The sequence below is a fragment of the Derxia gummosa DSM 723 genome (assembly GCF_000482785.1).
Lineage (GTDB): Bacteria > Pseudomonadota > Gammaproteobacteria > Burkholderiales > Burkholderiaceae_E > Derxia > Derxia gummosa.
Map to the genome: position 1 here is coordinate 853,481 of NZ_AXWS01000008.1, position 21,837 is coordinate 875,317.

A 21,837-nucleotide genomic window follows, 5' to 3' on the forward strand; every position below is an offset into this window, starting at 1 on the left:
ATCGATCCAGCTGCCCGGCACAAGGCGATCAGGCTTGCTCGGCATCACCTGCCGGAGCTTGCATGGCGGGCAAGATCGCTTTCATGAAGCCTTCAATCTTTTTCGTTCCGCGCTGCGACTGGCATGCCGTGGCCGGTACCGATGCCAGCGCCCGGCTCGGCGTCGATCCCGCCACCGGCCTTGCCAGCGACGAGGCCGCGAGCCGCCTTGCCAGCCACGGCCCCAACGTGCCGACCGGGCGGCCGGGCCGGCCGCTGTGGCGTCGCGTGCTCGACCAGCTCGTCGCGCCGCTGGTGGCAGTGCTGATCGCGGCCGGCGTGGTGACGGCGGCGCTCGGCGAATGGGTCGATGCGGGCGTGATCCTCGGCGTGGTGGCGATCAATGCCCTCGTCGGGCTGCTGCAGGAAGGCAAGGCCGAGGCGGCGCTCGCGGCGCTGGCGCGGGCGATGCAGGCCGAGGCCACGGTGCTGCGCGACGGCGCGCGCCGCCGGCTCGATTCGGCCGCGCTGGTGCCAGGCGACATCGTGCTGCTCGCCGCCGGCGACAAGGTGCCGGCCGATCTGCGCCTGCTGCACGGCAAGGCGCTGCGCTCGGCCGAGGCGGCGCTCACCGGCGAATCGGCGCCGGTCGGCAAGCATTGCGATGCACTCGCGGCCGACACCGCGCTGGCCGATCGACGCAACATGGCCTATGCCGGCTGTCTGGTCGTGGCCGGGCAGGGCAGTGGCGTGGTGGTCGCCACCGGCGACGCCACCGAGGCCGGCCGGCTGTCGCGGCTGATGGCCGAGGCGCCCGATCTCGCCACGCCGCTCACGCGCCAGATCGCCGCCTTCACGCGTCGGCTGCTGGTCGTGATCGGCCTGCTCACCGTGCTCACCTTCGGCATCGGCGTGTGGCGCGGCGAGCCGCCGGTCGAGATGTTCGTGGCGGCGGTGGCGCTGGCGGTGGGCGCGATTCCCGAGGGGCTGCCGGCGGCGGTGACGGTCACGCTCGCGATCGGCGTGGCGCGCATGGCGCGCCGGCGCGCGGTCATCCGGCGCCTGCCGGCGGTCGAGACGCTCGGCAGCACCACGGTCATCTGCACCGACAAGACCGGCACCCTCACCGAGAACGAGATGACCGTGCGGCGGTTGCATGCCGGCGGCATGACCGTGGCGGTGACGGGGCAGGGCTATGCACCCGAGGGCCGGCTGACGCTGTTGGCGGACATGGACGGCACCCCGATCGGCGCCGCCTGCCCCGGCCCGGCGGCGGATGCGGAAGGCGATGCCGCCAGCGACGCCCGGTCCGGCGCCGCGCCGCACTCGCCGGCGCTGCGCGAGCTGCTGCTCGCCGGCGTGCTCTGCAACGACGCCCGTCTGCGCCGCGACGACAGCGGCCGCTGGAGCGTCGTGGGCGATCCGACCGAGGCGGCGCTGATCGTGGCCGCGCGCAAGGCCGGCCTCGACGACGCCACGCTGCTGGCCGTCTTCCCGCGCCGCGACGAGCAGCCCTTCGACTCGGCGCGCCAGACCATGGCGACGCTGCACGAGATCGAGGGCCGGCCGGTCGTCTGCGCCAAGGGCGCGCTCGAACGCCTGCTGCCAGCCTGTGCGCGCGTGCTCGACGCCGACGGCCAACCGCGCCCGCTCGACGACGCCGCGCGCGACGCCATCGTGCGCAGCGCCGCCGCCATGACCGCCGACGGACTGCGCGTGCTCGCCTTCGCGCGGCGCGAGCTGCCGGCGGCCGCCGCCTCGCCCGGTGCCGACCCCGGTGCCGACCCCGGTGCTGGCCCCGGTGCTGGCCCCGGTTGCAGCACCGACGCCGCCCGCGCCCGCCTGCCCGACGACGCGCTCGCCGGCGATCTCGTCTTCCTCGGGTTCGCCGGCATGATCGATCCGCCGCGCGCCACCGCGCGCGCCGCCGTCGCCGCCTGCCATGCCGCCGGCATCGATGTGAAGATGATCACCGGCGATCACCCCGGCACCGCGCTCGCCATCGCGCGCCAGCTCGGCATCGTCGATGACGCCGATGCAGCCGTGCTCACCGGCCGCGACCTCGCGCGGCTAGACCGGCTCGCGCTCGGCGACGCCGCCGCCCACACCCATGTGTTCGCCCGCGTCGAGCCCGAGCAGAAGCTCCGGCTGGTGGAAGTGCTCCAGCTGCGCGGCGAGGTCGTCGCGATGACGGGCGACGGTGTCAACGATGCGCCCGCGCTGCGCCAGGCCGACATCGGCATCGCGATGGGCCAGGGCGGCACCGACGTGGCCAAGGAGGCCGCCGCGATGGTCCTGACCGACGACAACTTCGCCACCATCGAGGCCGCCGTCGAGGAAGGCCGCGCGGTGTACGACAACCTCGTGCGCTTCATCCTGTGGACGTTGCCGACCAATCTGGGCGAGGGGCTGGTCATCCTCGCGGCCATCGTCGCGGGCAGCCAGCTGCCGATCACGCCGCTCCAGGTGCTGTGGATCAACATGACAACGGCGGTGCTGCTCGGCATGACGCTGGCGTTCGACCCGGCCGCGCCCGGCCTCATGACCCGGCCGCCGCGCGAGCCGGGCGCCGGCCTGCTCGATGCGCGGCTGCTGCGCCGCACCGGCCTCGTCAGCGCGCTGCTGCTCGCGGGCGCCTTCGGCGGCTTCGAGCTGGCGCTGCGCCACGGCCTCGGTCTGGCCGAGGCGCGCACCGTGGCGATGAACCTGTTCGTGCTGGTCGAGACGGTCTATCTGTTCAATTGCCGGGCCGGCGGACCGAATCCCTGGCTCTGGCGCGGCACGCTGGCGATGCTCGCGCTCCAGGCCGCGATGACCTGGCTGCCGTGGTTCAACGCGGTGTTCGGCAGCGCGCCGATCGGGGCGGCGGAATGGGGGCTGATGGCGGCCTACGCCCTCGGCTGCGGGCTGGTGATACGGCGCTTCTGAGGCAGGCGCCGGGTCAGCCGAGCGCCGCCGGCGGTTCGGCCTGGCCGGGCGCGACCGCCACGGCCTGAAGCGTGAGCCCGTCATGCCGGATGCCCTCAACGAGCCGCAGCCGCTCGAGCCCGGCACGGATCTCCTCGCGCGCGGAGAAATGCAGATGCGGCGGCAGATGGTCGAGGAAGCGCCCCCAGCTGCGCGCCTGAGCGGCCTCGATCGCGGCGTCGGCGCTCGCGTACACGGCCACGTCGGGCAGGGCGTCGATCGTGTAGCCGGCGAAACCGGCGCCGTCGAGCAGCGTGGCCAGTTCGCCCTGGCCGACCGGAAATTCCTCCGCCTCGGCCGGCAGCGGATGGGCCGAGAAGGGCGCCCGGCCGAACACCAGCTTCTTTACCGCATCGACCGGATGCGGCCGGTCGGCGCTGGGCGTGACGATGCCCAGCCGACCGCCCGGCTTGAGGATGCGGCGCAGCTCGGCCAGCGGCGTGGCCTTGTCGGCGAGCTTGTGGAAGCCGCTGGCGAACACGATCGCGTGGAAGCAGCCAGCCGGAAAGCGCCGCAGATCGGTCGGCGAGCCGACCTGGAAGCGCAGGTTGCGGCGCGAGATCTGCTGCGCCATCGAGATGCGCAGCGCGAGCGGATCGAGACCGAGCACATCGCCGCGCATGCCGACCATCTTCGCGAGGATGTCGGTGAGCACGCCCGCGCCGCAGTTGAGTTCGAGCAGAGAGTCGCCGAGGTTGAAGTCGAGCGCCTCGGCGAGCGCGCGGCCTTCGCGGATGGCTCGGTCGAAGGCGAGCTGTTCGTAATGGCGGGCAAGACTGGGCGTCGTCATGGCGGGCTGGGCGAGGCGTTTACCGGCGCGCCCGCCGCCCCCGACGCCGATGACCGCGTAACGCGGAATGTCACGGGCGTGTCGGGAATGTCGGGCGCGGGCGCGGAACCGGCTGGCCCTGCAGGCTGCGTGCCCGGTCGGCTGTGTGGCTGGGCGGCTGGGCAACGCTAGCGGGCGGCAAGCGGCCGGCCGGGCGGGACTTCAGCGCGCGGGGCGCAGCCCGGCGCCACGCTTGCCGGTGCCGCCGGTCGGCCGCGCCGCGACGGCGGGCCGGCGCAGGCTGGCCTGGAGGCGCTCGCGCAGGTCGTCGGCACGGGCCTCGGCACCGGCGGCGCGCTCTGTCTGGGCGGCGAGCAGGGCCGATTGCGCTTCGAGCCGGGCGGCAAGCGCGTCCTGGCGCGTCTGGGCGGCCGCGAGTTCGGCGCGCTGGCGCTCGGCCGCGCGCTCGGCCTCGTCGCGCGCGGCGCGGGCGTCGGCGTCGGCGCGGCGAGTGGCCTCGCGCGCTTCGGCCAATTGCAGCAGGACATGTTTCTGGACGGCCTCGAGCCGCTCGGTCGCGCGCCCGAGTTCGTCGCGGAAGGCGGTTTCGCGCGCGGCGTGATCGTGCTGGAGCGCGGCGAGGGCATCCGTGGCGGCGGCGCGTTCGTCGGCCAGGTCGCGCTCGGTCTGAAGGCGGCGCGCTTCCTCGGCGGCGAGCCGGGTATCGGCGCGGTCGCGGGTGGCGGCATGGGCCTCACGCTCGGCGCCGAGGTCGGCGCGCAGCAGGGCGATCTGGCCATCGCGGTCGGCCAACTGACGGCGCAGTTCGGCGATCTCGGCCCGCGCGGCGTCAGCATGGCGCGTGGCCTCGGCGGCGGCGGCCTCGGCGCCAACGGTGCGCTCGGCGAGCGCAGTGCGTTCTTCGTCGAAGGCGGCGCGTCCCTGTTCGAGCGCGACCTGCCACATCGCCAGCGCCGCCTGCGAGACCGCGTCGGGCAGTGAAGGCGCCAGCTCGCTGGCGCGCGACTGCTCGTCGCGCCAACGCTTGAGTTCGTCGTTGATGGTGGTGCGGCTGCCCTGGCGGATCTCGGCATAGATCGAGTCGACGGTCAGTTCATGCGCGCGACGGCCTTCGGCCAGCAGGCGATGCGCGGTTTCGCGGGTTTTCTGGCGGGTGTCGCTGAAACGGCTCATGACGCGGAACTTGGGCATTCGTGTTGATGTATTCGTATGTATATCGTTATATACGTACTATATCAATCATGAAATTTACGATAATCCTAATAATCAAAAATTCAGGCATAAACTCGCGCCAACCATGGTTTCCCATCTGATTCCCGCTCCGAATGGCGTCGATGCCGCCGTCGAGTCGTCGCGCGTCGCGCTCGACGGCTCGATCGCGCCCAACCGCGCTTCGGCCGACCGGCGCCAGATCGCGGCCGACACGGATGCCGACGCGATCGCCGCCTGGCTGGCCGAGTTCGCTGGGTCGCCGCACACGACGCGCGCCTATCGCAAGGAGGCGGTCCGGCTGCTGGTCTGGGCCACGCAGGCGCGCGGCAAGCCGCTGTCGGCGCTCACGCGGGACGACCTGCTGGCCTATGAAGACTTCCTCGCGGCGCCGCATGGCGACTGGGCCGATCCGGCGCGGCCGCGCACGGGGGCGGGGCGGCGGCTGTTCACCGCGCCGCTGTCGGAGGCGAGCCGGCGTCAGGCCATGAATGTGATCGGCAGCCTGTTCGCCTGGCTGGTGCAGGCCGGCTATCTCGCCGCCAATCCGATGGTGTTGCGGCGCCGGCGTGGCGACACGCGCGGCAGCGCAAAGGCGCGGGTGCAGGAACGCTGGATCGATCAGGCACTGTGGGCACGCGTGCTGGCGCTGGCCGATGCGATGCCGGCCGACACGCCGCGCGACGGGCAGCACCGCGAGCGCGTGCGCTGGCTGCTGCGGCTGCTGGTCGGCACGGGCCTGCAGGTGTCGGAAGTGGCGGCGGCGCGCGCCGGCGATCTGCGCCTGCGCCGCGAACGCTGGTGGCTGGCCGTCACCGGCAAGGGCGGCGTCACCGGCGATGTACCGATCTCCGCCGCGCTGATGGACGACTTCGCGCGCTACCGGCGCTTTCACGGCCTGCCGCCGCTGCCCGCCCCCGACGAGACCACGCCGCTCGTGCTGCCGGTGGCGGGCCGGGTCGGCAAGCCGCTCACGCCCACGCTCGTCTATCTCGTGGTGAAGGAAGCCTTCCGCCGTTTCGCCAGCCAGATCGAACAGGACGACCCCGCCGGCGCCGCCACCCTGCGCCGCGCCTCGACCCACTGGCTGCGCCACACCGCCGCCACCCACCAGGCCGATGCCGGCAACGATCTGCGCCACATCCAGCAGAACCTGCGCCATGCCTCGATCGAGACCACCGCCATCTATCTGCACGCCGACGACGACCGGCGCCACGACGCCACGACCTCGGGCGGCTGAACGCCGACTTCCCCGGCGCGGCGGCGGGAAATCGCGCCAAGCCCGCCTTAGAATCCGCGCCCATGCGTTTTCCCGCCGCCCTCCACCGACTCGCCAGCTGGCTCGCGCTCGCCGCGATGCTGTTCGGCGCGCTCGCGCCGGCGATCTCGCATGCGATCGCGGCCGACGGTCATGACGGCTGGGTACGTATCTGCAGCGCCGGCGCGGTCAAGTGGCTGCCGGCCGAAGCCGTCCCGCCCGAGCAGCGCTCGCCCGCGAGCCAGCACGCTCCGACGCTCGACCACTGCCCCTTCTGCGCGCTGCACGCCGACCTGCTGCCGCCCGCGCCAGATGCCGACTCCCGCCTGACCACTCCGGCCATGCACGAGGCGCCCACCGCCTTCCTGCGCGCGCCACGCACGCTCCACGCCTGGGCCAGCGCCCAGCCCCGCGCTCCACCGCGACGCGGCTGACTCCAGCCGCGCATCCGCTCCGCGAACACCGGCCCGATGGCCGGCGCACGCCCAACGGTGACCGCGAGCCGGGTCCATCTCGCCTCGTCCGCCGGCGCCCGGCATTCCGCCGCGCGCTGGCAATCCCCGCCCGAATCCTGTTCCGGACCGCCCGTCGCCGCCCAGGCAGACCGCGCTTCGCCTCGTGACCGTCACGCCCGTCCCGGTTGACGCGCGCCGTCATGGAGCAGCCGTCACCCGCGCGCCGCGTAGTTCCGGCAGTACCGAACCGTCGCCATGAAACCCACCCGCATCGCCCTCGCGGTCACGCTCGCCTGCCCGCTGGCCAGTCTGGCCCAGACCGCCGATCCGTCAGCGCCGGCCACCGACCGCGCCCCGGCCACGCCAACCGGGCCCGTCGCGCACGACAGCCATGCCACAGCCGCCGACACGCCTGTGCGCCACCTCGGCATCGTCACCGTCCGCTCGGCCCGCCCCAGCTCGCTGCCCACGCAGATCCCCACCACCACCGAAGGCGTCACGCGCGAGGACATCGAGCGCAGCGTCAACGCCACCGACGCCGAGGACGCACTCAAGTACTTCCCGAGCCTGCTCGTGCGCAAGCGCTACATCGGCGACTACAACCACGCCATCCTCTCCAGCCGCGCCTCGGGCACCGGCAACAGCGCGCGCTCGGCCGTGTATGCCGACGGCATCCTGCTGTCGAACTGGCTCGGCAACGGCGTGGGCGGGCTGTCCTTCCCGCCGCGCTGGAGCATGGTCACGCCCGAGGAGATCGAGCGCGTGGACGTGATGTACGGCCCGTTCTCGGCCGCCTACCCGGGCAATTCGGCCGACGCTGTGGTCGATTACGTGACCCGCATGCCCGAGAAGTTCGAAGTCCACGCCAAGGTCGGCTACGTCGTCCAGCCTTTCGACCTCTACAACGCGCACGGCACCCACCGCGCCAAGCAGGCCAGCGCCTCGATCGGCAGCCGCGAGGGCGACTTCGCCTGGTGGATCAACCTCAACCGCACCGAAAGCGAAGGTCAGCCCCTCACCTTCGCCAACCGGCTCGCCAGCAACGGCAGCGCCGGCGCGACAGGCACGCCCGTCACCGGCGCGGTCGCCGGGCGCAATTCGGCCGGCCAGAGCTGGTACCTGATCGGCGCCGGCACCCAGTACGACACGACCCAGGACCACCTCAAGATCAAGCTCGCCTACGACTTCACGCCCACGCTGCGCGCGAGCTACCTGATCGGCGTCTGGCGCAACGAATCGGACGGCAACTCGACGAGCTGGCTGCGCGACGCCAGCGGCAACGCCGTCTACAGCGGGCCGATCAGCATCGGCAACACCACCTTCAGCGGCAACCAGGCGCTCGGCGCCGGCGATTTCGCAGCCACGCGCGAGAAGCTGCTCCACCTCATGCACGGCCTCACGCTCAAGAGCCACACCGGCGGCGAATGGGACTGGGAAACCGCCGCGAGCCTTTACGACTACCAGCGCGACGACAAGCGCCAGAACGGCGCGCCGCAGCCGGCGGCCCTGAACGGCGGCGCGGGCACGCTCGCCGACGGCAGCGGCACCGGCTGGAACACGCTCGCGGCCAAGGGCAGCTGGCGCCCCTTTGGCCAGGGCGGCGAGCATGTGCTCGACTTCGGCGCCCAGCAGGACAGCTACAGGCTGCGCTACCGAACCACGCGCCTCGCGAACAACTGGCTCACCGAGGACGAGGGTACGCTCGCCAGCGCGGTGCGCGGCAACACCCGGCTGCAAAGCGTTTGGGCCCAGGACGTCTGGCGCTTCGCCGACGACTGGGTGTTCGTGCCCGGCCTGCGCGCCGAGCACTGGGAAGCGACCGAGGGCCGCACCGATTTCTCGGCCACCAGCGGCACCGACCGGCCGTCGCGGCGCGAGAACCACCTCTCGCCCAAGGCCGCGCTGTCCTGGCAATGGCTGCCCGACACGCTGCTGCGCGCCTCGCTCGGCCGCGCGGTGCGCAATCCGACCGTGGCCGAGCTGTACGGCGCCACGTCCAGCACCAATTCGCAGTACATCAACGACCCGAGCCTGCGCCCCGAACGTTCCTGGACGACCGAGCTGAGCGCCGAGCAGGACCTCGGCGCCGCCACCGCGCGCCTGACCTTCTTCGCCGAGAACACGCGCGACGCGATCTACAGCCAGAGCACCTACGACAGCACGGCCAACAGCTTCATCACCCGCGTCACCAACGTGAAGCGCATCGAGACGCGCGGCATCGAGGCGGCGCTCACGAGCCGCGACTGGCTCACGCGCGGCCTGGACGTGAACGGCAGCCTGACCTTCACCAACTCGAAGATCCGCGAGAACGACGGCTATATCGCCACGCCCGGCGACACCCTCGGCAAGTGGCAGCCCAACATCCCGCGCTGGCGCGCCACCGCGCTCGCGAGCTACCGCTTCACCGAGCAATGGAGCGGCACCGTGGCCGGGCGCTACAGCGGCAGGCAGTACCGCACGCTCAACAACGCCGACACCAACGGCGATGCCTACATGGGCGTGAGCCGCTACGCGACCGTCGACCTGCGCGCCGTGTACCGCGTGAACCGGCAATGGACGGCGGCGGTCGGCATCGACAACGTCAACAACGACAAGTACTGGAACTTCCACCCGTATCCGCAGCGCAGCTATGTGGCGGAACTGAAGTTCGATCTGTGAGGGCAGGGCGATGAAGAAGATGCATCCGGGCGGCGTCGCAGCCGCATTCATGCTGGCGCTCGCCGCCGCGCCGGCCTTCGCGCACATCACGCTGAGCCAGCAGAGCGCGCCCGCCGCCAGCGATTACGACGCGAGCTTTCGCGTCGGCCACGCCTGCGCCGGCGCGGGCGCGACCACCGGCGTGACGGCGCGGCTGCCGGAAGGCTTCACGCTGATCGCCGTCGAGCCGCGCGACGGCTGGACGCTGACCGTGACGCCGAAGCAGGTGCAATGGCTTGCAGGCGGCCCGGCGGCGGCGATTTCCGGCAGCGTGAAGACCACCTTCAACCTGCGCGGCAGGCTGCCCGCGACGCCGGGCACGCTCTACTTCAAGGTAAGGCAGGACTGCGACGTGGGCAGCGCCGACTGGGCCGAGCTGCCCACGCGTGACGGCGACAAGCCCGACTTCCCGGCGGCGAAGCTGGAGGTGCTGCCGGCGGGCGGCGGCGAATCGCGGCAGTAGGCGGTCAGCTCGCCGCCGCGTCCAGTTCCTCGATCGCCGCCGCGCATTCGAGCCATTCGGCTTCGGCGGTGTCGAGCGCGGCCTGGGCGGCGGCGCGCTGCTTCATGAGCGCGGTCCAGTCGAGCGAGGCGTCGTCGCCGGCCATCTTCGCGTCGAGGGCGTCGCGTTCGGCGGTGGCGGCGGCCATGGCCTTTTCGGCAGCGGTCATGCGCTTTTCGAGCGGCTTGCGCTGCTCGGCGCGGCGCTTGCGCTCGTCGGCCTCGGCCGCGCGGCGTGCCTTGCGTTCCTCGGCGGATTCAGGCTTGGCGTCTTTTGCGGCGCCGGCCTTCGCGTCGCCTTGCGTGGCGTCGGCGTTGGGGCGGTTGCGGCGCAGCCAGGCCTCGTATTCGTCGAGGTCAGCATCGAAGGGCTCGACCTTGCCGTGGGCGACGAGCAGGAACTCGTCCACCGTCGAGCGCAGCAGATGCCGGTCGTGCGAGACGACGATGACCGTGCCGTCGAACTGCGCGAGCGCCATCGTCAGCGCATGGCGGGTTTCGAGGTCCAGGTGGTTGGTCGGCTCGTCGAGCAGCAGCAGGTTGGGCTTGAGCCAGACCACGCAGGCCAGTGCGAGCCGCGCCTTCTCGCCGCCCGAGAACGGGCCGATCGGCGAGGTGGCCATCGGGCCGGGAAAGTCGAAGCGGCCGAGGAAGTCGCGCAGCACCTGCTCGCGCACGTTCGGGTCTTCGGCGCGCGCGATGCGGCCGAGATGGTCGAGCGGCGTGTCGTCGGGCCGCAGGCGCTCGACCTCGTACTGCGCGAAATAGCCGATGCGCAGCCCCTTGGCCGGCCGCAGCGTGCCCGCCAGCGGCGCGATCTCGCCCACCAGCGTCTTGATCAGCGTGGACTTGCCCTGACCGTTGGCGCCGAGCAGGCCGATGCGCTGGCCCGGCACGATCACGAGGTTGACGCCGTCGAGGATCGTGCGCTCGCCGTAGCCGCAGCGCCCGGCCTCGAATTGCAGCATCGGGCTCGGGCTGGATTCGGGCGTCGCGAACTCGAATTCGAGCGCGCTGCCGACGTGCGCCGGCGCGATCAGCTCCATGCGCTCCAGCGCCTTGACGCGGCTCTGCGCCTGCTTGGCCTTCGTGGCCTTGGCCTTGAAGCGGGTGATGAAGCTTTCGAGCCGCGCGACCTGGATCTGCTGGCGCGCATACGCCGCCTGCTGCACCGCGAGCTGCTGGGCGCGCTCGCGCTCGAAGGTCGAGTAGTTGCCGCCGTAGCGGCGGATGTGCCTGTTGTCGAGATGCCAGATCGAGCGCGCGATCGCATCGAGAAAGTCGCGGTCGTGCGAGATCACGATGACCGTGCCCGCGTAGCGCGACAGCCAGCCTTCGAGCCAGACGATGGCGTCGAGGTCGAGGTGGTTGGTCGGTTCGTCGAGCAGCAGCAGGTCGGACTGGCGCATCAGCGTCTGCGCGAGCGCGAGCCGCATGCGCCAGCCACCCGAGAAGCTGCTGACGGGCGAGCCGAGCTGGTCGATCTGGAAGCCGAGGCCGAGCAGCAGCGATTCGGCGCGCGACACGGCGGTGTAGGCGCCGTGGTCGGCGAGGCGGGCGTGCAGATCGCCGATGCGGTTGCCGTCGTGGGCGGCTTCTGCGGCGGCCAGCTCGGCGTTGAGCTGTTGCAGCTCGATGTCGCCCGCGAGCACGAAATCGCGCGCCGAGGTGTCGCTGTCGGGCGTGTGCTGGGCCACGTGGGCGACGCGCCAGACGGCGGGCATCTCCACCTCGCCCGCGTCCTGCACCACCTCGTGCAGCAGCAGCGCCATCAGCGACGACTTGCCGCTGCCGTTGTCGCCGACGAGGCCGACGCGCTCACCCGGGTGGATCTGGAGCGTGACCTGCTCGAACAGCAGCTTGCTGCCGCGCCGCAGCGCGAGATCGATGAAGCGGATCACGAAACGAGGGCGTCGCGATCGACGAGATAGATCATGTCGTCGCCGGCGCTGGTGCTGAGCCAGGTCATCGGCATGCGCGGCCAGGTGGCCTCGACCGCGTCGCGCTCGTGGCCGACCTCCACCACCATGATCCCGCGCGAGGTCAGGTGCTTCGGCGCGTCGGCCATGATGCGGCGGACGATGTCGAGCCCGTCCTCGCCGGCGCCGAGGGCGTTCTCGGGTTCGTGGCGGTACTCGGGCGGCAGCACCTCCATCGACGCGGTCGGCACGTAGGGCGGGTTGGTGAGGATGACGTCGTACTTCTCGCCGTGCAGGCGCTGGAACAGGTCGGACTCGATCACGTTCACGCGGTCCTGCAAGCCGTACAGCTCGACGTTCTTGCGCGCGACTTCGAGCGCGGCGGGGGAGATGTCCACCGCGTCGACGACGGCGTTGTGGAACAGGTGGGCCGCGACGATGGCGAGGCAGCCCGAGCCGGTGCACAGGTCGAGCACGCGGGTGACGCTGCCCGGCTCGTCGATCCAGGGCGCGAAGCCGTCGCGCAGCCATTCGGCGATGAAGCTGCGCGGCACGATCACGCGCTCGTCCACGATGAAGCGGAACTCGCCGAGCCAGGCCTCGCCGGTGAGGTAGGCGGCGGGCACGCGGTCATCGGCGCGGCGGCGGATCACGTCGAGCACGGCGTCCACCTCGGACGGCAGCAGGCGCGCGTCGAGGAAGGGGTCGAGCGTGTCGAGCGGCAGGTGCAGCGTGTGCAGGATGAGATAGGCGGCTTCGTCGTAGGCATTGGCGCTGCCGTGGCCGAAGGCGAGGCCGGCGGTGCCGAAGCGGGTGACGGCGTAGCGCAGCAGGTCGCGCACGGTGCGCAGTTCGAGGCGCGCCTGTTCGTGTTGGAGCGAGGAGGTCATGGACGGTCAGCGGGCCAGCAGCGTTTCGAGCGTGCGGCGGTAGATGTTCTTGAGCGGCTCGATCGCGGCGACTTCGACGTGCTCGTCGATCTTGTGGATGCTCGCGTTGACCGGACCGAATTCGACGACCTCGGGGCAGATGCGCGCGATGAAGCGGCCGTCGGAGGTGCCGCCGGTGGTGGACAGCTCGGCGTCGAGACCGGTCTCGGCCTTGATCGCGCCGGTGATGGCGTTGCACAGCGCGCCACGGCCGGTGATGAAGGGCGAGCCGCCGAGGGTCCAGGCGATGGAGCAGTCATCACCGATCCCGCAGTCGCGCAGGATCGCCGCGACCCGCGCCTTGAGGCCGTCGGGCGTGCTCTCGGTGCTGAAGCGGAAGTTGAAATCGACCGTGCATTCGCCGGGCACGACATTGGTCGCGCCGGTGCCCGCGTGGATGTTGCTGATCTGAAAGCTCGTCGGCGGGAAGAACTCGTTGCCTTCGTCCCAGCGTTCGGCCACGAGGCGGGCGAGGGCGGCCGACACCATGTGCACCGGGTTGCGCACGAGGTGCGGGTAGGCCACATGACCCTGCACGCCGCGCACCGTGAGCTTGCCGCTCAGCGAGCCGCGCCGGCCGTTCTTGATCATGTCGCCGAGGGCGCCGACCGAGGTCGGCTCGCCGACGATGCAGTAGTCGAGCGTCTCGCCGCGCGCTTCGAGCGCGTCCACCACGGCCACCGTGCCGTCGATGGACGGGCCTTCCTCGTCGGCGGTGATGAGCAGCGCGATCGAGCCGGCATGGTCGGGATGCGCGGCGACGAATTCCTCGATGGCGACGACGAAGCCGGCGAGCGAGGTCTTCATGTCCGCCGCGCCGCGCCCGTAGAGCTTGCCGTCGCGCACGGTCGGCGCGAAGGGTGGGCTGGTCCAGCGTTCGAGCGGGCCGGTCGGCACCACGTCGGTATGGCCGGCGAAGACGAGCAACGGGGCCGTCGTGCCACGTCGCGCCCAGAGGTTGACGATGCCGCCGCGCTCGATGGTTTCGCACACGAAACCAAGCGGCGCGAGGCGTTGAGCGATGACTTCCTGGCAACCCGCGTCGGCCGGCGTGACCGAGTTGCGGGCGATGAAATCGAGCGTGAGGTCGTAGGTGGCGGACATCACCGCGCCTCAGCCGAACACGCGCGCATACGCGGCTTCGTCGAAGCCGAGCAGGCATTCGGCCGCGCCTTCGACCAGCGGACGCTTGATGACCGACGGCTTGGCAATCATCAATTCGATCGCGCCGTCGCGCGTGGCGGCAGCCTCGCGCTGGGCCTCGTCGAGCTGGCGCCAGGTCGTCCCCTTGCGGTTGACCAGCGCTTCGGTCGTCAGGTGAACCAGCCAGCCCTCGATCTCGGTGCGCGTGGGAGGCGTCTTCTTGTAGTCGCGGAAGCTGTAGTCGACGCCACGCGCCTCGAGCCAGGCACGCGCCTTCTTGACGGTGGAACAGTTGGGGATGCCGTGGAGGGTGATGGCCATGCGGTCAGACTTCGAGCGTGAATTCCTTGAACGACGGGCCCGAGGAGATTTCCTCCGGCACATCGGGCTTGGCGGCAACGCCGGGCAGCTGGCCCTGGTTGTTGATGAGCCAGCTCAGATTGGTGGCCGAATCGGCATTGGCGAGCGCCTCGTCCATCGTGACGAGCTCGTCATGGATGAGCTTGTAGAGGCTCTGCTCGAAGGTGATCGAACCCTGGGCGAGGCTGTTCTGCATCGCGTCCGGAATCTCGTGCACCTTGCCGTGCTCGATCAGGTCGGCGATGTAGCGGGTGTTGAGCAGCACCTCGCAGGCCGGCACGCGGCCGCCGGCCTTCGCCTTGAGCAGGCGCTGCGACACGATCGCGCGCACGCAGGTCGCCATGTCGGCGAGCAGCGCGTTGCGGGCATCGATCGGATAGAAGCTGATCACGCGGTTGAGCGCGTGATAGGCATTGTTGGCATGCAGCGTGGCCAGCACGAGGTGACCGGCCTGACCGTAGGCGAGGGCGGCCGCCATGGTTTCGCGGTCGCGGATCTCGCCGATCATGATCAGGTCGGGCGCCTGGCGCAGCGCGTTCTTGAGCGCCGTCTGCAACGACTCGGCATCGCTGCCGATCTCGCGCTGGTTGACCACCGACTTCTTGCTCTTGAACAGGAATTCGATCGGGTCTTCGAGCGTGAGAATGTGGCCGGCTACCTTCTCGTTGCGGTAGTCGATCATTGACGCGAGCGAGGTCGTCTTGCCCGAGCCGGTGGCGCCCACCATGAGGATGAGGCCGCGCTTTTCCATGATCAGCTCGCCCAGCACCAGCGGGACGTTGAGCGTCTCGAGCGCTGGTATCTCGAACGGGATGAAGCGGATCACCGCCGCGTACGAGCCACGCTGGCGGAAGGCCGACAGCCGGAAGCTGCCCAGCCCGCGGATCGGGATACCGACATTCAGCTCGCGGCGCTGCTCGAGTTCGAGCATGCGCGCCTCGGGCAGGATTTCGGCGAGGAGAGCGCTGATGCTCTCCGGATCCATCACCTGCTGATTGATCGGCACGGTCGAACCGGCGATCTTGATGTTGATCGGCGAGCCCGCCGAGAGATAGAGGTCGGACGCCTTCTTGTCCGCCATCAGCTGAAGCAGCCGGTCCATCGCCATGCGCAAGCCCTCCGATCAGTGCCGATCAATGCATCAGGAAAGAAGAACTCAGTCGCGCAGCAGTTCGTTGATGCCGGTCTTGGCGCGCGTCTGCGCATCGACCCGCTTCACGATCACCGCGCAGTACAGGCTGTACTTGCCGTCGGCAGAGGGCAGGGAGCCCGGCACCACGACCGAACCCGAGGGCACCCGGCCGTAGTACACCTCGCCGGTGGCGCGGTCGTAGATCTTGGTGCTCTGGCCGATGTACACGCCCATCGAGATGACCGAGTTCTCCTCGACGATGACGCCCTCGACGATTTCGGAACGCGCGCCGATGAAGCAGTTGTCCTCGATGATCGTCGGATTGGCCTGGAGCGGTTCCAGCACGCCGCCGATGCCGACGCCGCCCGACAGATGCACGTTCTTGCCGATCTGGGCGCAGGAACCGACCGTGGCCCAGGTATCGACCATCGTGCCGCTGTCGACATAGGCGCCGATGTTCACGTAGGACGGCATGAGCACGACGTTCTTCGCGATGAAGCTGCCGCGGCGCGCGACGGCGGGCGGCACCACGCGCACGCCGGCGGCGGCGAAGTCGGCCGCGCTGAAGCCGGCGAACTTGGTGGGAACCTTGTCGTAGAACTGGATCGGCGCCAGCGCGCCGTCAAGACCGGCGAAGGGCATCGGCGCGTTGTCGGCGAGGCGGAAGGACAGCAGCACCGCCTTCTTGATCCACTGATGCACCGTCCAGTCGCCATCGATCTTCTCGGCCACGCGCAGCTTGCCGCTGTCGAGTTCGGCAAGCACATGTTCGACCGCCTCGGCGATCGGCGCCGGAGCGCTGGTGGGCGAGAGTTCGGCGCGGTTGTCCCACGCCTGTTCGATGATGCTCTGGAGTTCGGTGGTCATCTGGCGGATTCGGTAATGACGAAAGCGCCGGATTATAGAACCCGGCCCGCTTCATTCCGCCGCGAAACCGTCAGACCAGATAGGGCGATCCGATGCGCAATTGCTGCTCGGCCTCGTTCACGCTCATCGGGCGTGAGAACAGATAGCCCTGGGCGATATCGGCTTGCAGCTTTTGCAGGGCGCGCATGTCGTCGGTGGTTTCGACGCCCTCGGCCACGGTTTCGAGATTGAGCGTCTTGGCCAGCGCGATCACCAGCTTGGCGATTTCGGCATTCTCGCGCCGCTCGCCGAGGCCATTCACGAAGGCACGATCGATCTTGAGCACGTCGATCGGCAGCTTCTGCAGGTGCGCGAGCGACGAATAGCCGGTACCGAAATCATCGAGCGCGATGCGCACGCCGGAACGCTTCAGATCCGAAAGCAGCCGCACAGCCTGCGCCGGATTGGACATTGCCGCGCTTTCGGTGATCTCGAGTTCGAGCGCGCTCGGATAGATGCCGAATTCGTCGATGATGGCCTGGACCGACTCGACGAATCCGTCCTGGAACAATTGCCGCACCGACACATTGACCGCGACGGTCAGATCGTCGAGGGCAGGGTAGTCGTTCTGCCATTGGCGCAATTGCCGGCAGGCGGCGCGCAATGCCCAATGGCCGAGCTGGATGATCGTTCCCGATTCCTCGGCCAGCGGAATGAATTCGACCGGCGAAATCAGCCCCTGGGCCGAGCGCCAGCGCATCAGCGCCTCGAAGCCGCAGAGCTTGCCGGTCTGGAGCGAGACCTTGGGCTGATACATGAGGAACAGCTCGTTGCGCTCGACCGCGTAGCGCAGCGCCTGGTCCATCTTGGAGCGGGCGACGGTGCGCTGGCGCAGCGCGTCGTCGAACACGGCGATGCGGTGGCGCCCCTTTTCCTTGGCGAGATACATCGCCGCGTCCGCGTCGCGGATCAGTTCGCTGGCCTTGCTGTGCTCCGGGCGCAGGAAGGCGACGCCGAAACTCGCATCGACCTTGAGCGCGAGTTCACCCACATGGATCTCGCGCGAGACGCTGTCGAGCAGGCGCTCGGCGATCGCCATGCCTTCGTCGACGGTGTGGATCGGGCGGCAGACGATCACGAACTCGTCGCCGCCGAAACGCGCGATCCAGTCGGTCGGCCGAAGACTGGCCGAGATGCTGGCCGCCACCGAGCGCAGCACCTGGTCGCCCAGCTCATGACCGTGCATGTCGTTGATGGCCTTGAAGAAATCGAGGTCGCAGAAGATGAGCGCGAGGTGCGTGTTGCCGGCGCGCGCCTCGTCGATCATCTCGTGCAGCCGTTCGACCAGATTGCGGCGGTTCGGCAGGCCGGTGAGCGCGTCGTGCGCGGCTTGGAACACGAGCCTCGATTCGGACTCCTTGCGTTCGGTCACGTCGGTGACGATGCCGAGCAGGCCGGTGACCGGGCCGTCCGCAGCGTGCAATGGCACGTGCGTGACCTCGAACCAGCGGCGGTCATCTGGGCCGAGCAGTCCCGTGAAGGGCGGTTCGCACTGAACCCGCCCCGACGCCGCCACGAGCCGCTCGTACTCGTCGCACTGGCGCGCCAGCTCGGGGCGCACCAGCTCGGCGGCGGTCTTGCCGAGCAGATCGTCCTGATTGGCCAGCGCGAGCCGTTCGAGATTGGCGCGGTTGGAGGAGACGAAGCGGCCCGACAGGTCCTTGGTGTAGAGCGACAGCGGAATCGCATCGAACACGGTGCGCAGCACCTCGCGCTCGCGCTCGACCGCGAGCGTTGCCATGCGCCCCGGTTCCGCGTCGACGAAGTGCACGACGAAGGCGCGGACCGACGGGTCGTGCAGCAGGTTGACGATGCGCAGGTCGGTCAGGCGCCGGCGCGACGGCACGGCACCGATGCGCACCGTGGCGGTCTGGGCGGTGAGGGGGGCCGCTACCGCCAGCTCGGTCGCGCGCACGAAGGCGCCGAGATCGCCTTGGTCGATCAGGTCGCTCACGAGCCGCCCGACCAGTTCGCCGCCGCTGACCGACAGCCATTGGCCGGCGGGACGGTTGGCGTAGAGCACCCGCCATTCCACGTCGGCGACGAGCGAGGGCTCGGCGCCTTGTTCGGCCACGGTGAAGATGGTGGAGCGCCCGACATCGAGCATTGCCACGCCCGGCTCGACCCGTCCGATGAGATGGCCCACGTACTGGCCGGCGCCGGCCGCGATGAACAACAGCAGCACCGTGGCGATCATCACGCCGCCCGAATCGATGCGCCCGCCGACGACCCAGGCGATCGCGTAGAGCGCCGCGTTCGCCACCGCCAGCGTGCGTGGCAGCGTGAGCGAGTAGATGAGCAGGAAGATGGTGGTCCAGGCCCAGAGCCAGGCGTGCTGCGGCAGCATGGCCGACAGCAGGAAGATCGTGACGCAGCCCGCGACGCTTCGTCCGATGGTGATGACTGGGCGCCAGCCCCCGCTGCGTGACGAGCGCAGTACCGGCACCACGGCCGTCAACGCCAGCACGACGCAGTTGGCGAGAGCAAGGAGCCGCAGGCTGACCGGAATCGACGAGCCCGGCACCGCCGCGCCGAACATTGCCAGCAGGCTGTAGCCGGCAAACTCGAACCAGAGCGTTGACGATTGCAGAGCGGTCAGACGCTGGCCCAGCGTTGTCGAATCAGCAGGCGAGGCGGCAGTGATGGGAAGACTCAATTCGCCACCATCCGACCGGAAATCCGCCCTTGATTTGACATAATATACATCGTACGCACTACGCTTGATTGCCGATCAAACGGAAGAAGTTATCGCTGGTTATCCGGGCGATTTCCTCTATCGGCATTTGCCTGACCCGAGCGATTTCCGCTGCGACATGCGGCACATACGAAGGCTCGTTCGTTTTCCCGCGATAAGGCACCGGCGCCAGATACGGCGAATCGGTTTCGATCAGCATCCGGTCGAGCGGCATCCAGGCCACGACTTCGCGCAATTCGGCAGCCGTCTTGAAAGTGACGATTCCGGAAAAGGAAATGTGGAATCCGAGATCGAGCGCACGTTCGGCAATTGCGCGATTCTCGGTAAAGCAATGGAATATTCCGCCCGGCCCGCCATCGGCCGGCGCGGCGCGCTCCTCTTCGAGAATGCGCAACGTGTCTTCCGCCGATTTGCGGGTGTGGATGACAAGCGGCTTGTTCACGGCGCGCGCGGCGCGGATATGCACGCGAAAGCGCTCGCGCTGCCAGTCGAGCGCCCCCGGCTCGGCGTTGCTGTGCCAGTGGTAGTCGAGGCCGGTCTCGCCGATCGCGACCACCTTCTCGCGCGCGGCCAGCGCGATCAGCGTGGCCTCGTCCGGCTCCTGCACCGACGGATCATCGGGATGCACGCCCACCGTCGCGTACAGGTTCGGTGCCTGCGCGGCGATGGCCAGCACACGCTCGACGGTCTCGAGCTTGACGCTGATGCACATCGCATGGCTCACGCGGGCTTCGGCCATGCGCGCGAGCACGGACGGCAGGTCGGCGGCCAGCTCGGGAAAGTCGAGGTGGCAGTGCGAATCGACGAACATCGGCTCAGACCCTCCGGCCGACGATCACGAGATCGCGTTCGACGCCGTCGAGCCGCGCGACGCGCGGCAGCGAGCCCCAGCGCTCGAAGCCGAACTTGCCGAACAGGCCCAGGCTCGGATCGTTGTGGCCGAACACGCAGCCGATGAGGTTCTCGACGCCGACACGCGGCGCGAAGTCGATCGCGGCCTGGAGCAGGAAGCTGCCGACGCCCCGCCCGCGCATGGCTTCCTGGCAATACACGCTGACCTCGACCGTGCCGGCATAGGCCGGCCGGCCGTAGAAGTCGGAAAAGCTGAGCCAGCCCAGCACGGGCGCGGTACCGCCCTGCCCGGCTTCGGCTTCACCCTCGACCGGCAGCGGACTGGCGACCCACAGCGGCCGCTCCAGCTTCTGATGCGCGCGAAACCACGCGAAGCGGGATTCGAGCGACACCGGATCGAGATCCGCCGTGACCAGCCGGGACGCGATGGTCGAGTTGTAGATGTCGACGATCGCGGGCAGATCGGCTGGGTCGGCGAGGCGGAGTTGGAACATCGGTCAGAGCGTGTGGGTGGGACGCGTGGATTTGAGCGCACCGGCCAGCAAGGTCTCGATGCGCTCGCGGGCGGCACGGCCGGTGTCGTCGTCGGGAAAGGCGACGCCGACGCCCGGCGTGCGATTGCCATGGGAGTCGGCCGGCGTGATCCACGCGACGCGACCGGCGATGGGCAGGCGCGTCGGATCGTCCATCAGCGTCAGGAGGAGATAGACGTCGTCACCGAGGTTGTAGGGCTTGGTGGTCGGCACGAAGATGCCGCCTGTCACGAGAAAGGGCATGTAGGCCGCGTAGAGCGCGGCTTTCTCGCGGATCGAAAGCGCCAGGACGGCTGGGCGAGCGGTCTTGTCCGCGGCCATCACGGTATTCGGCCCCTCGCTCGACATTCGTCCTCCGTTGCGATCACAGTTCTGTTGACCGGCCGATTCTGCCGGCCGGACTGGGATTTCGGTTACTGGTTTCGGCCCTCGCGGAAGAGCGCGACATAGCGTCCGAGGCAGTCTTCGAGGAACAGCGCGATGCCGAGCGGCTGCCGGGCATGGCGTGCTGCCTCGGTCAGCCAGCGGACGTAGTCGAGTGCCCGATGCGGGCTCGTCCGGGCCGCGAGCCGGGCGAGCTGCCCGGAGCGGGCCGGATGATAGCGCAGCCCCCCCGCCACCCCGAGGGCAACCAGGTCATGCATCCACGATTGGAGCCAAGCAATCACGGTGCCCGCGTCGGCGGCGAATCCGGCCCCGCCACGCGGCATCTCGCGCTCGAGCTTGCGGATGTCGTTCTCGATCGCGCGGGCCAGACCGGGGATGTCGAGCCGGTCGGGTTCGGCAAGCGCGTCCTGCAGTCGGACCGCGGTCGCGGCGGCCGGACTCTGGGCGAGCGCCTGCGCGATGAAGGGCGCGTTGTCGCAGAGCGCGAGAAGCGCGGCATCATGACCGGCTGCGTTGGCCGACCACCAGCCGGCCGCCGCGGCCGCGTCGGGCGCAGGCAGCGCGACGGCCTGGCAGCGCGAGCGCACCGTCGGCAGCAACCGGTCGAGCGTGTCGGCCACGAGCACGAACAGCAGGCCGTGCGGCGGCTCCTCCAGCGTCTTGAGGAGCGTGTTGGCGGCGACGTTGTTCATCGCGTCGGCCGGGTACAGCAGCGCGACGCGCTGGCCACCGCGATGCGAGGCGAGCGAGGCGAAATCGGCGAGGCGTCGGATCGTGTCGACGGTGATCTCGCGCGACAGGCGCTTGCCGCCCTCGCCGTCGTCGCTGGCTTCGGCTGCCTCGGCGTCACCCTCGGCCTGTTCGAGCCAGGCCGAACGGAAGAACTTGAGGTCGGGATGGCTGCCAGCGGCGATCAGCCGGCAGGACACGCACTGGCCGCAGGCATGCAGCGGCGCGGCAGGCGTCTCGCACAGCAGCGCGGCGGCGACTGCCTGAGCGAAGCCGCGCCGGCCGGTGCCGGGCTTGCCGTGCAGCAGCAAGGCATGCGGCCAGTTGCCGCGCTCGCGCAGTTCGGCCAGGCGGGCGAAGGCCGGTGCCTGCCAGTGCTGGATGGCGGCGCTCATGA

The 21,837-nt window shown here is 69.9% G+C and carries 18 protein-coding genes; 5 read left to right on the forward strand and 13 right to left on the reverse strand.

Annotation, left to right across the window (positions count from 1 at the left end; all coding sequences use genetic code 11):
* Nucleotides 1-83: 83 nt before the first annotated feature.
* Nucleotides 84-2,906, forward strand: a complete 2,823-nt coding sequence (locus tag H566_RS24120) for a cation-translocating P-type ATPase (RefSeq protein ID WP_051378621.1) — start codon at nt 84-86, stop codon at nt 2,904-2,906.
* Nucleotides 2,907-2,919: 13 nt separating this feature from the next.
* On the opposite strand, the gene H566_RS24125 is transcribed toward H566_RS24120, so the two are convergent.
* Both H566_RS24125 and H566_RS0109880 read right to left on the reverse strand, forming a co-directional pair.
* Entirely contained in the window at nt 2,920-3,735 is an 816-nt protein-coding gene (locus H566_RS24125) for a class I SAM-dependent methyltransferase (RefSeq protein WP_051378477.1), read from the reverse strand.
* A gap of 201 nt (nt 3,736-3,936) precedes the next feature.
* A complete protein-coding gene (locus H566_RS0109880) occupies nt 3,937-4,926 on the reverse strand; it encodes a DNA-binding protein (protein ID WP_051378479.1) in 990 nt (329 codons plus the stop codon).
* 106 nt (nt 4,927-5,032) lie between these two features.
* On the opposite strand from H566_RS0109880, the gene H566_RS0109885 reads away from it, so the two are divergent.
* From H566_RS0109885 to H566_RS0109900, 4 genes are all read left to right on the forward strand, one after another.
* Nucleotides 5,033-6,184 carry a tyrosine-type recombinase/integrase gene (locus H566_RS0109885; RefSeq protein WP_084544931.1) on the forward strand — a complete coding sequence of 384 codons (1,152 nt, stop codon included), beginning with the start codon at nt 5,033-5,035 and terminating at the stop codon, nt 6,182-6,184.
* A 62-nt stretch (nt 6,185-6,246) separates the two neighbouring features.
* Nucleotides 6,247-6,636, forward strand: a complete 390-nt coding sequence (locus H566_RS0109890) for a DUF2946 domain-containing protein (RefSeq protein ID WP_028311324.1) — start codon at nt 6,247-6,249, stop codon at nt 6,634-6,636.
* Nucleotides 6,637-6,912: 276 nt separating this feature from the next.
* Nucleotides 6,913-9,315, forward strand: a complete 2,403-nt coding sequence (locus H566_RS0109895; RefSeq protein ID WP_028311325.1) for a TonB-dependent receptor — start codon at nt 6,913-6,915, stop codon at nt 9,313-9,315.
* Nucleotides 9,316-9,325: 10 nt separating this feature from the next.
* Nucleotides 9,326-9,817, forward strand: coding sequence for a DUF1775 domain-containing protein (locus H566_RS0109900; protein WP_245591320.1), 492 nt, complete (start codon nt 9,326-9,328; stop codon nt 9,815-9,817).
* A 4-nt stretch (nt 9,818-9,821) separates the two neighbouring features.
* Here the strand turns inward: H566_RS0109900 and H566_RS0109905 are convergent, their stop codons facing one another.
* From H566_RS0109905 to holB, 11 genes are all read right to left on the reverse strand, one after another.
* Nucleotides 9,822-11,756, reverse strand: coding sequence for an ABC-F family ATP-binding cassette domain-containing protein (locus H566_RS0109905; protein ID WP_028311327.1), 1,935 nt, complete (start codon nt 11,754-11,756; stop codon nt 9,822-9,824).
* The gene (gene prmB / locus H566_RS0109910) at nt 11,753-12,664 is read right to left on the reverse strand and encodes a 50S ribosomal protein L3 N(5)-glutamine methyltransferase (RefSeq protein ID WP_051378481.1); all 912 of its coding nucleotides are present in this window, start codon (nt 12,662-12,664) and stop codon (nt 11,753-11,755) included. The genes H566_RS0109905 and prmB overlap by 4 nt, the downstream gene beginning before the upstream one ends.
* A 6-nt stretch (nt 12,665-12,670) precedes the next feature.
* Nucleotides 12,671-13,807: a succinyl-diaminopimelate desuccinylase gene (gene dapE, locus H566_RS0109915; RefSeq protein WP_028311329.1), complete on the reverse strand. Its 1,137-nt coding sequence runs from the start codon at nt 13,805-13,807 to the stop codon at nt 12,671-12,673.
* A 9-nt stretch (nt 13,808-13,816) separates the two neighbouring features.
* On the reverse strand, nt 13,817-14,167 hold the full coding sequence (locus H566_RS0109920; protein WP_028311330.1) for an arsenate reductase: 351 nt from the start codon (nt 14,165-14,167) through the stop codon (nt 13,817-13,819).
* A gap of 4 nt (nt 14,168-14,171) precedes the next feature.
* Nucleotides 14,172-15,314, reverse strand: coding sequence for a PilT/PilU family type 4a pilus ATPase (locus tag H566_RS0109925; protein ID WP_028311331.1), 1,143 nt, complete (start codon nt 15,312-15,314; stop codon nt 14,172-14,174).
* Between the two features lie 48 nt (nt 15,315-15,362).
* Nucleotides 15,363-16,205, reverse strand: a complete 843-nt coding sequence (dapD, locus tag H566_RS0109930; RefSeq protein WP_028311332.1) for a 2,3,4,5-tetrahydropyridine-2,6-dicarboxylate N-succinyltransferase — start codon at nt 16,203-16,205, stop codon at nt 15,363-15,365.
* A gap of 70 nt (nt 16,206-16,275) precedes the next feature.
* The gene (locus H566_RS27415; RefSeq protein ID WP_156924360.1) at nt 16,276-18,900 is read right to left on the reverse strand and encodes a putative bifunctional diguanylate cyclase/phosphodiesterase; all 2,625 of its coding nucleotides are present in this window, start codon (nt 18,898-18,900) and stop codon (nt 16,276-16,278) included.
* Between the two features lie 58 nt (nt 18,901-18,958).
* Nucleotides 18,959-19,750: a TatD family hydrolase gene (locus tag H566_RS0109940; protein ID WP_028311333.1), complete on the reverse strand. Its 792-nt coding sequence runs from the start codon at nt 19,748-19,750 to the stop codon at nt 18,959-18,961.
* Between the two features lie 4 nt (nt 19,751-19,754).
* Nucleotides 19,755-20,285 carry a GNAT family N-acetyltransferase gene (locus H566_RS0109945; protein ID WP_028311334.1) on the reverse strand — a complete coding sequence of 177 codons (531 nt, stop codon included), beginning with the start codon at nt 20,283-20,285 and terminating at the stop codon, nt 19,755-19,757.
* A 3-nt stretch (nt 20,286-20,288) separates the two neighbouring features.
* A complete protein-coding gene (locus H566_RS0109950) occupies nt 20,289-20,645 on the reverse strand; it encodes a PilZ domain-containing protein (protein WP_028311335.1) in 357 nt (118 codons plus the stop codon).
* 92 nt (nt 20,646-20,737) lie between these two features.
* Nucleotides 20,738-21,835, reverse strand: a complete 1,098-nt coding sequence (gene holB, locus H566_RS0109955) for a DNA polymerase III subunit delta' (RefSeq protein ID WP_034411026.1) — start codon at nt 21,833-21,835, stop codon at nt 20,738-20,740.
* Nucleotides 21,836-21,837: the final 2 nt, after the last annotated feature.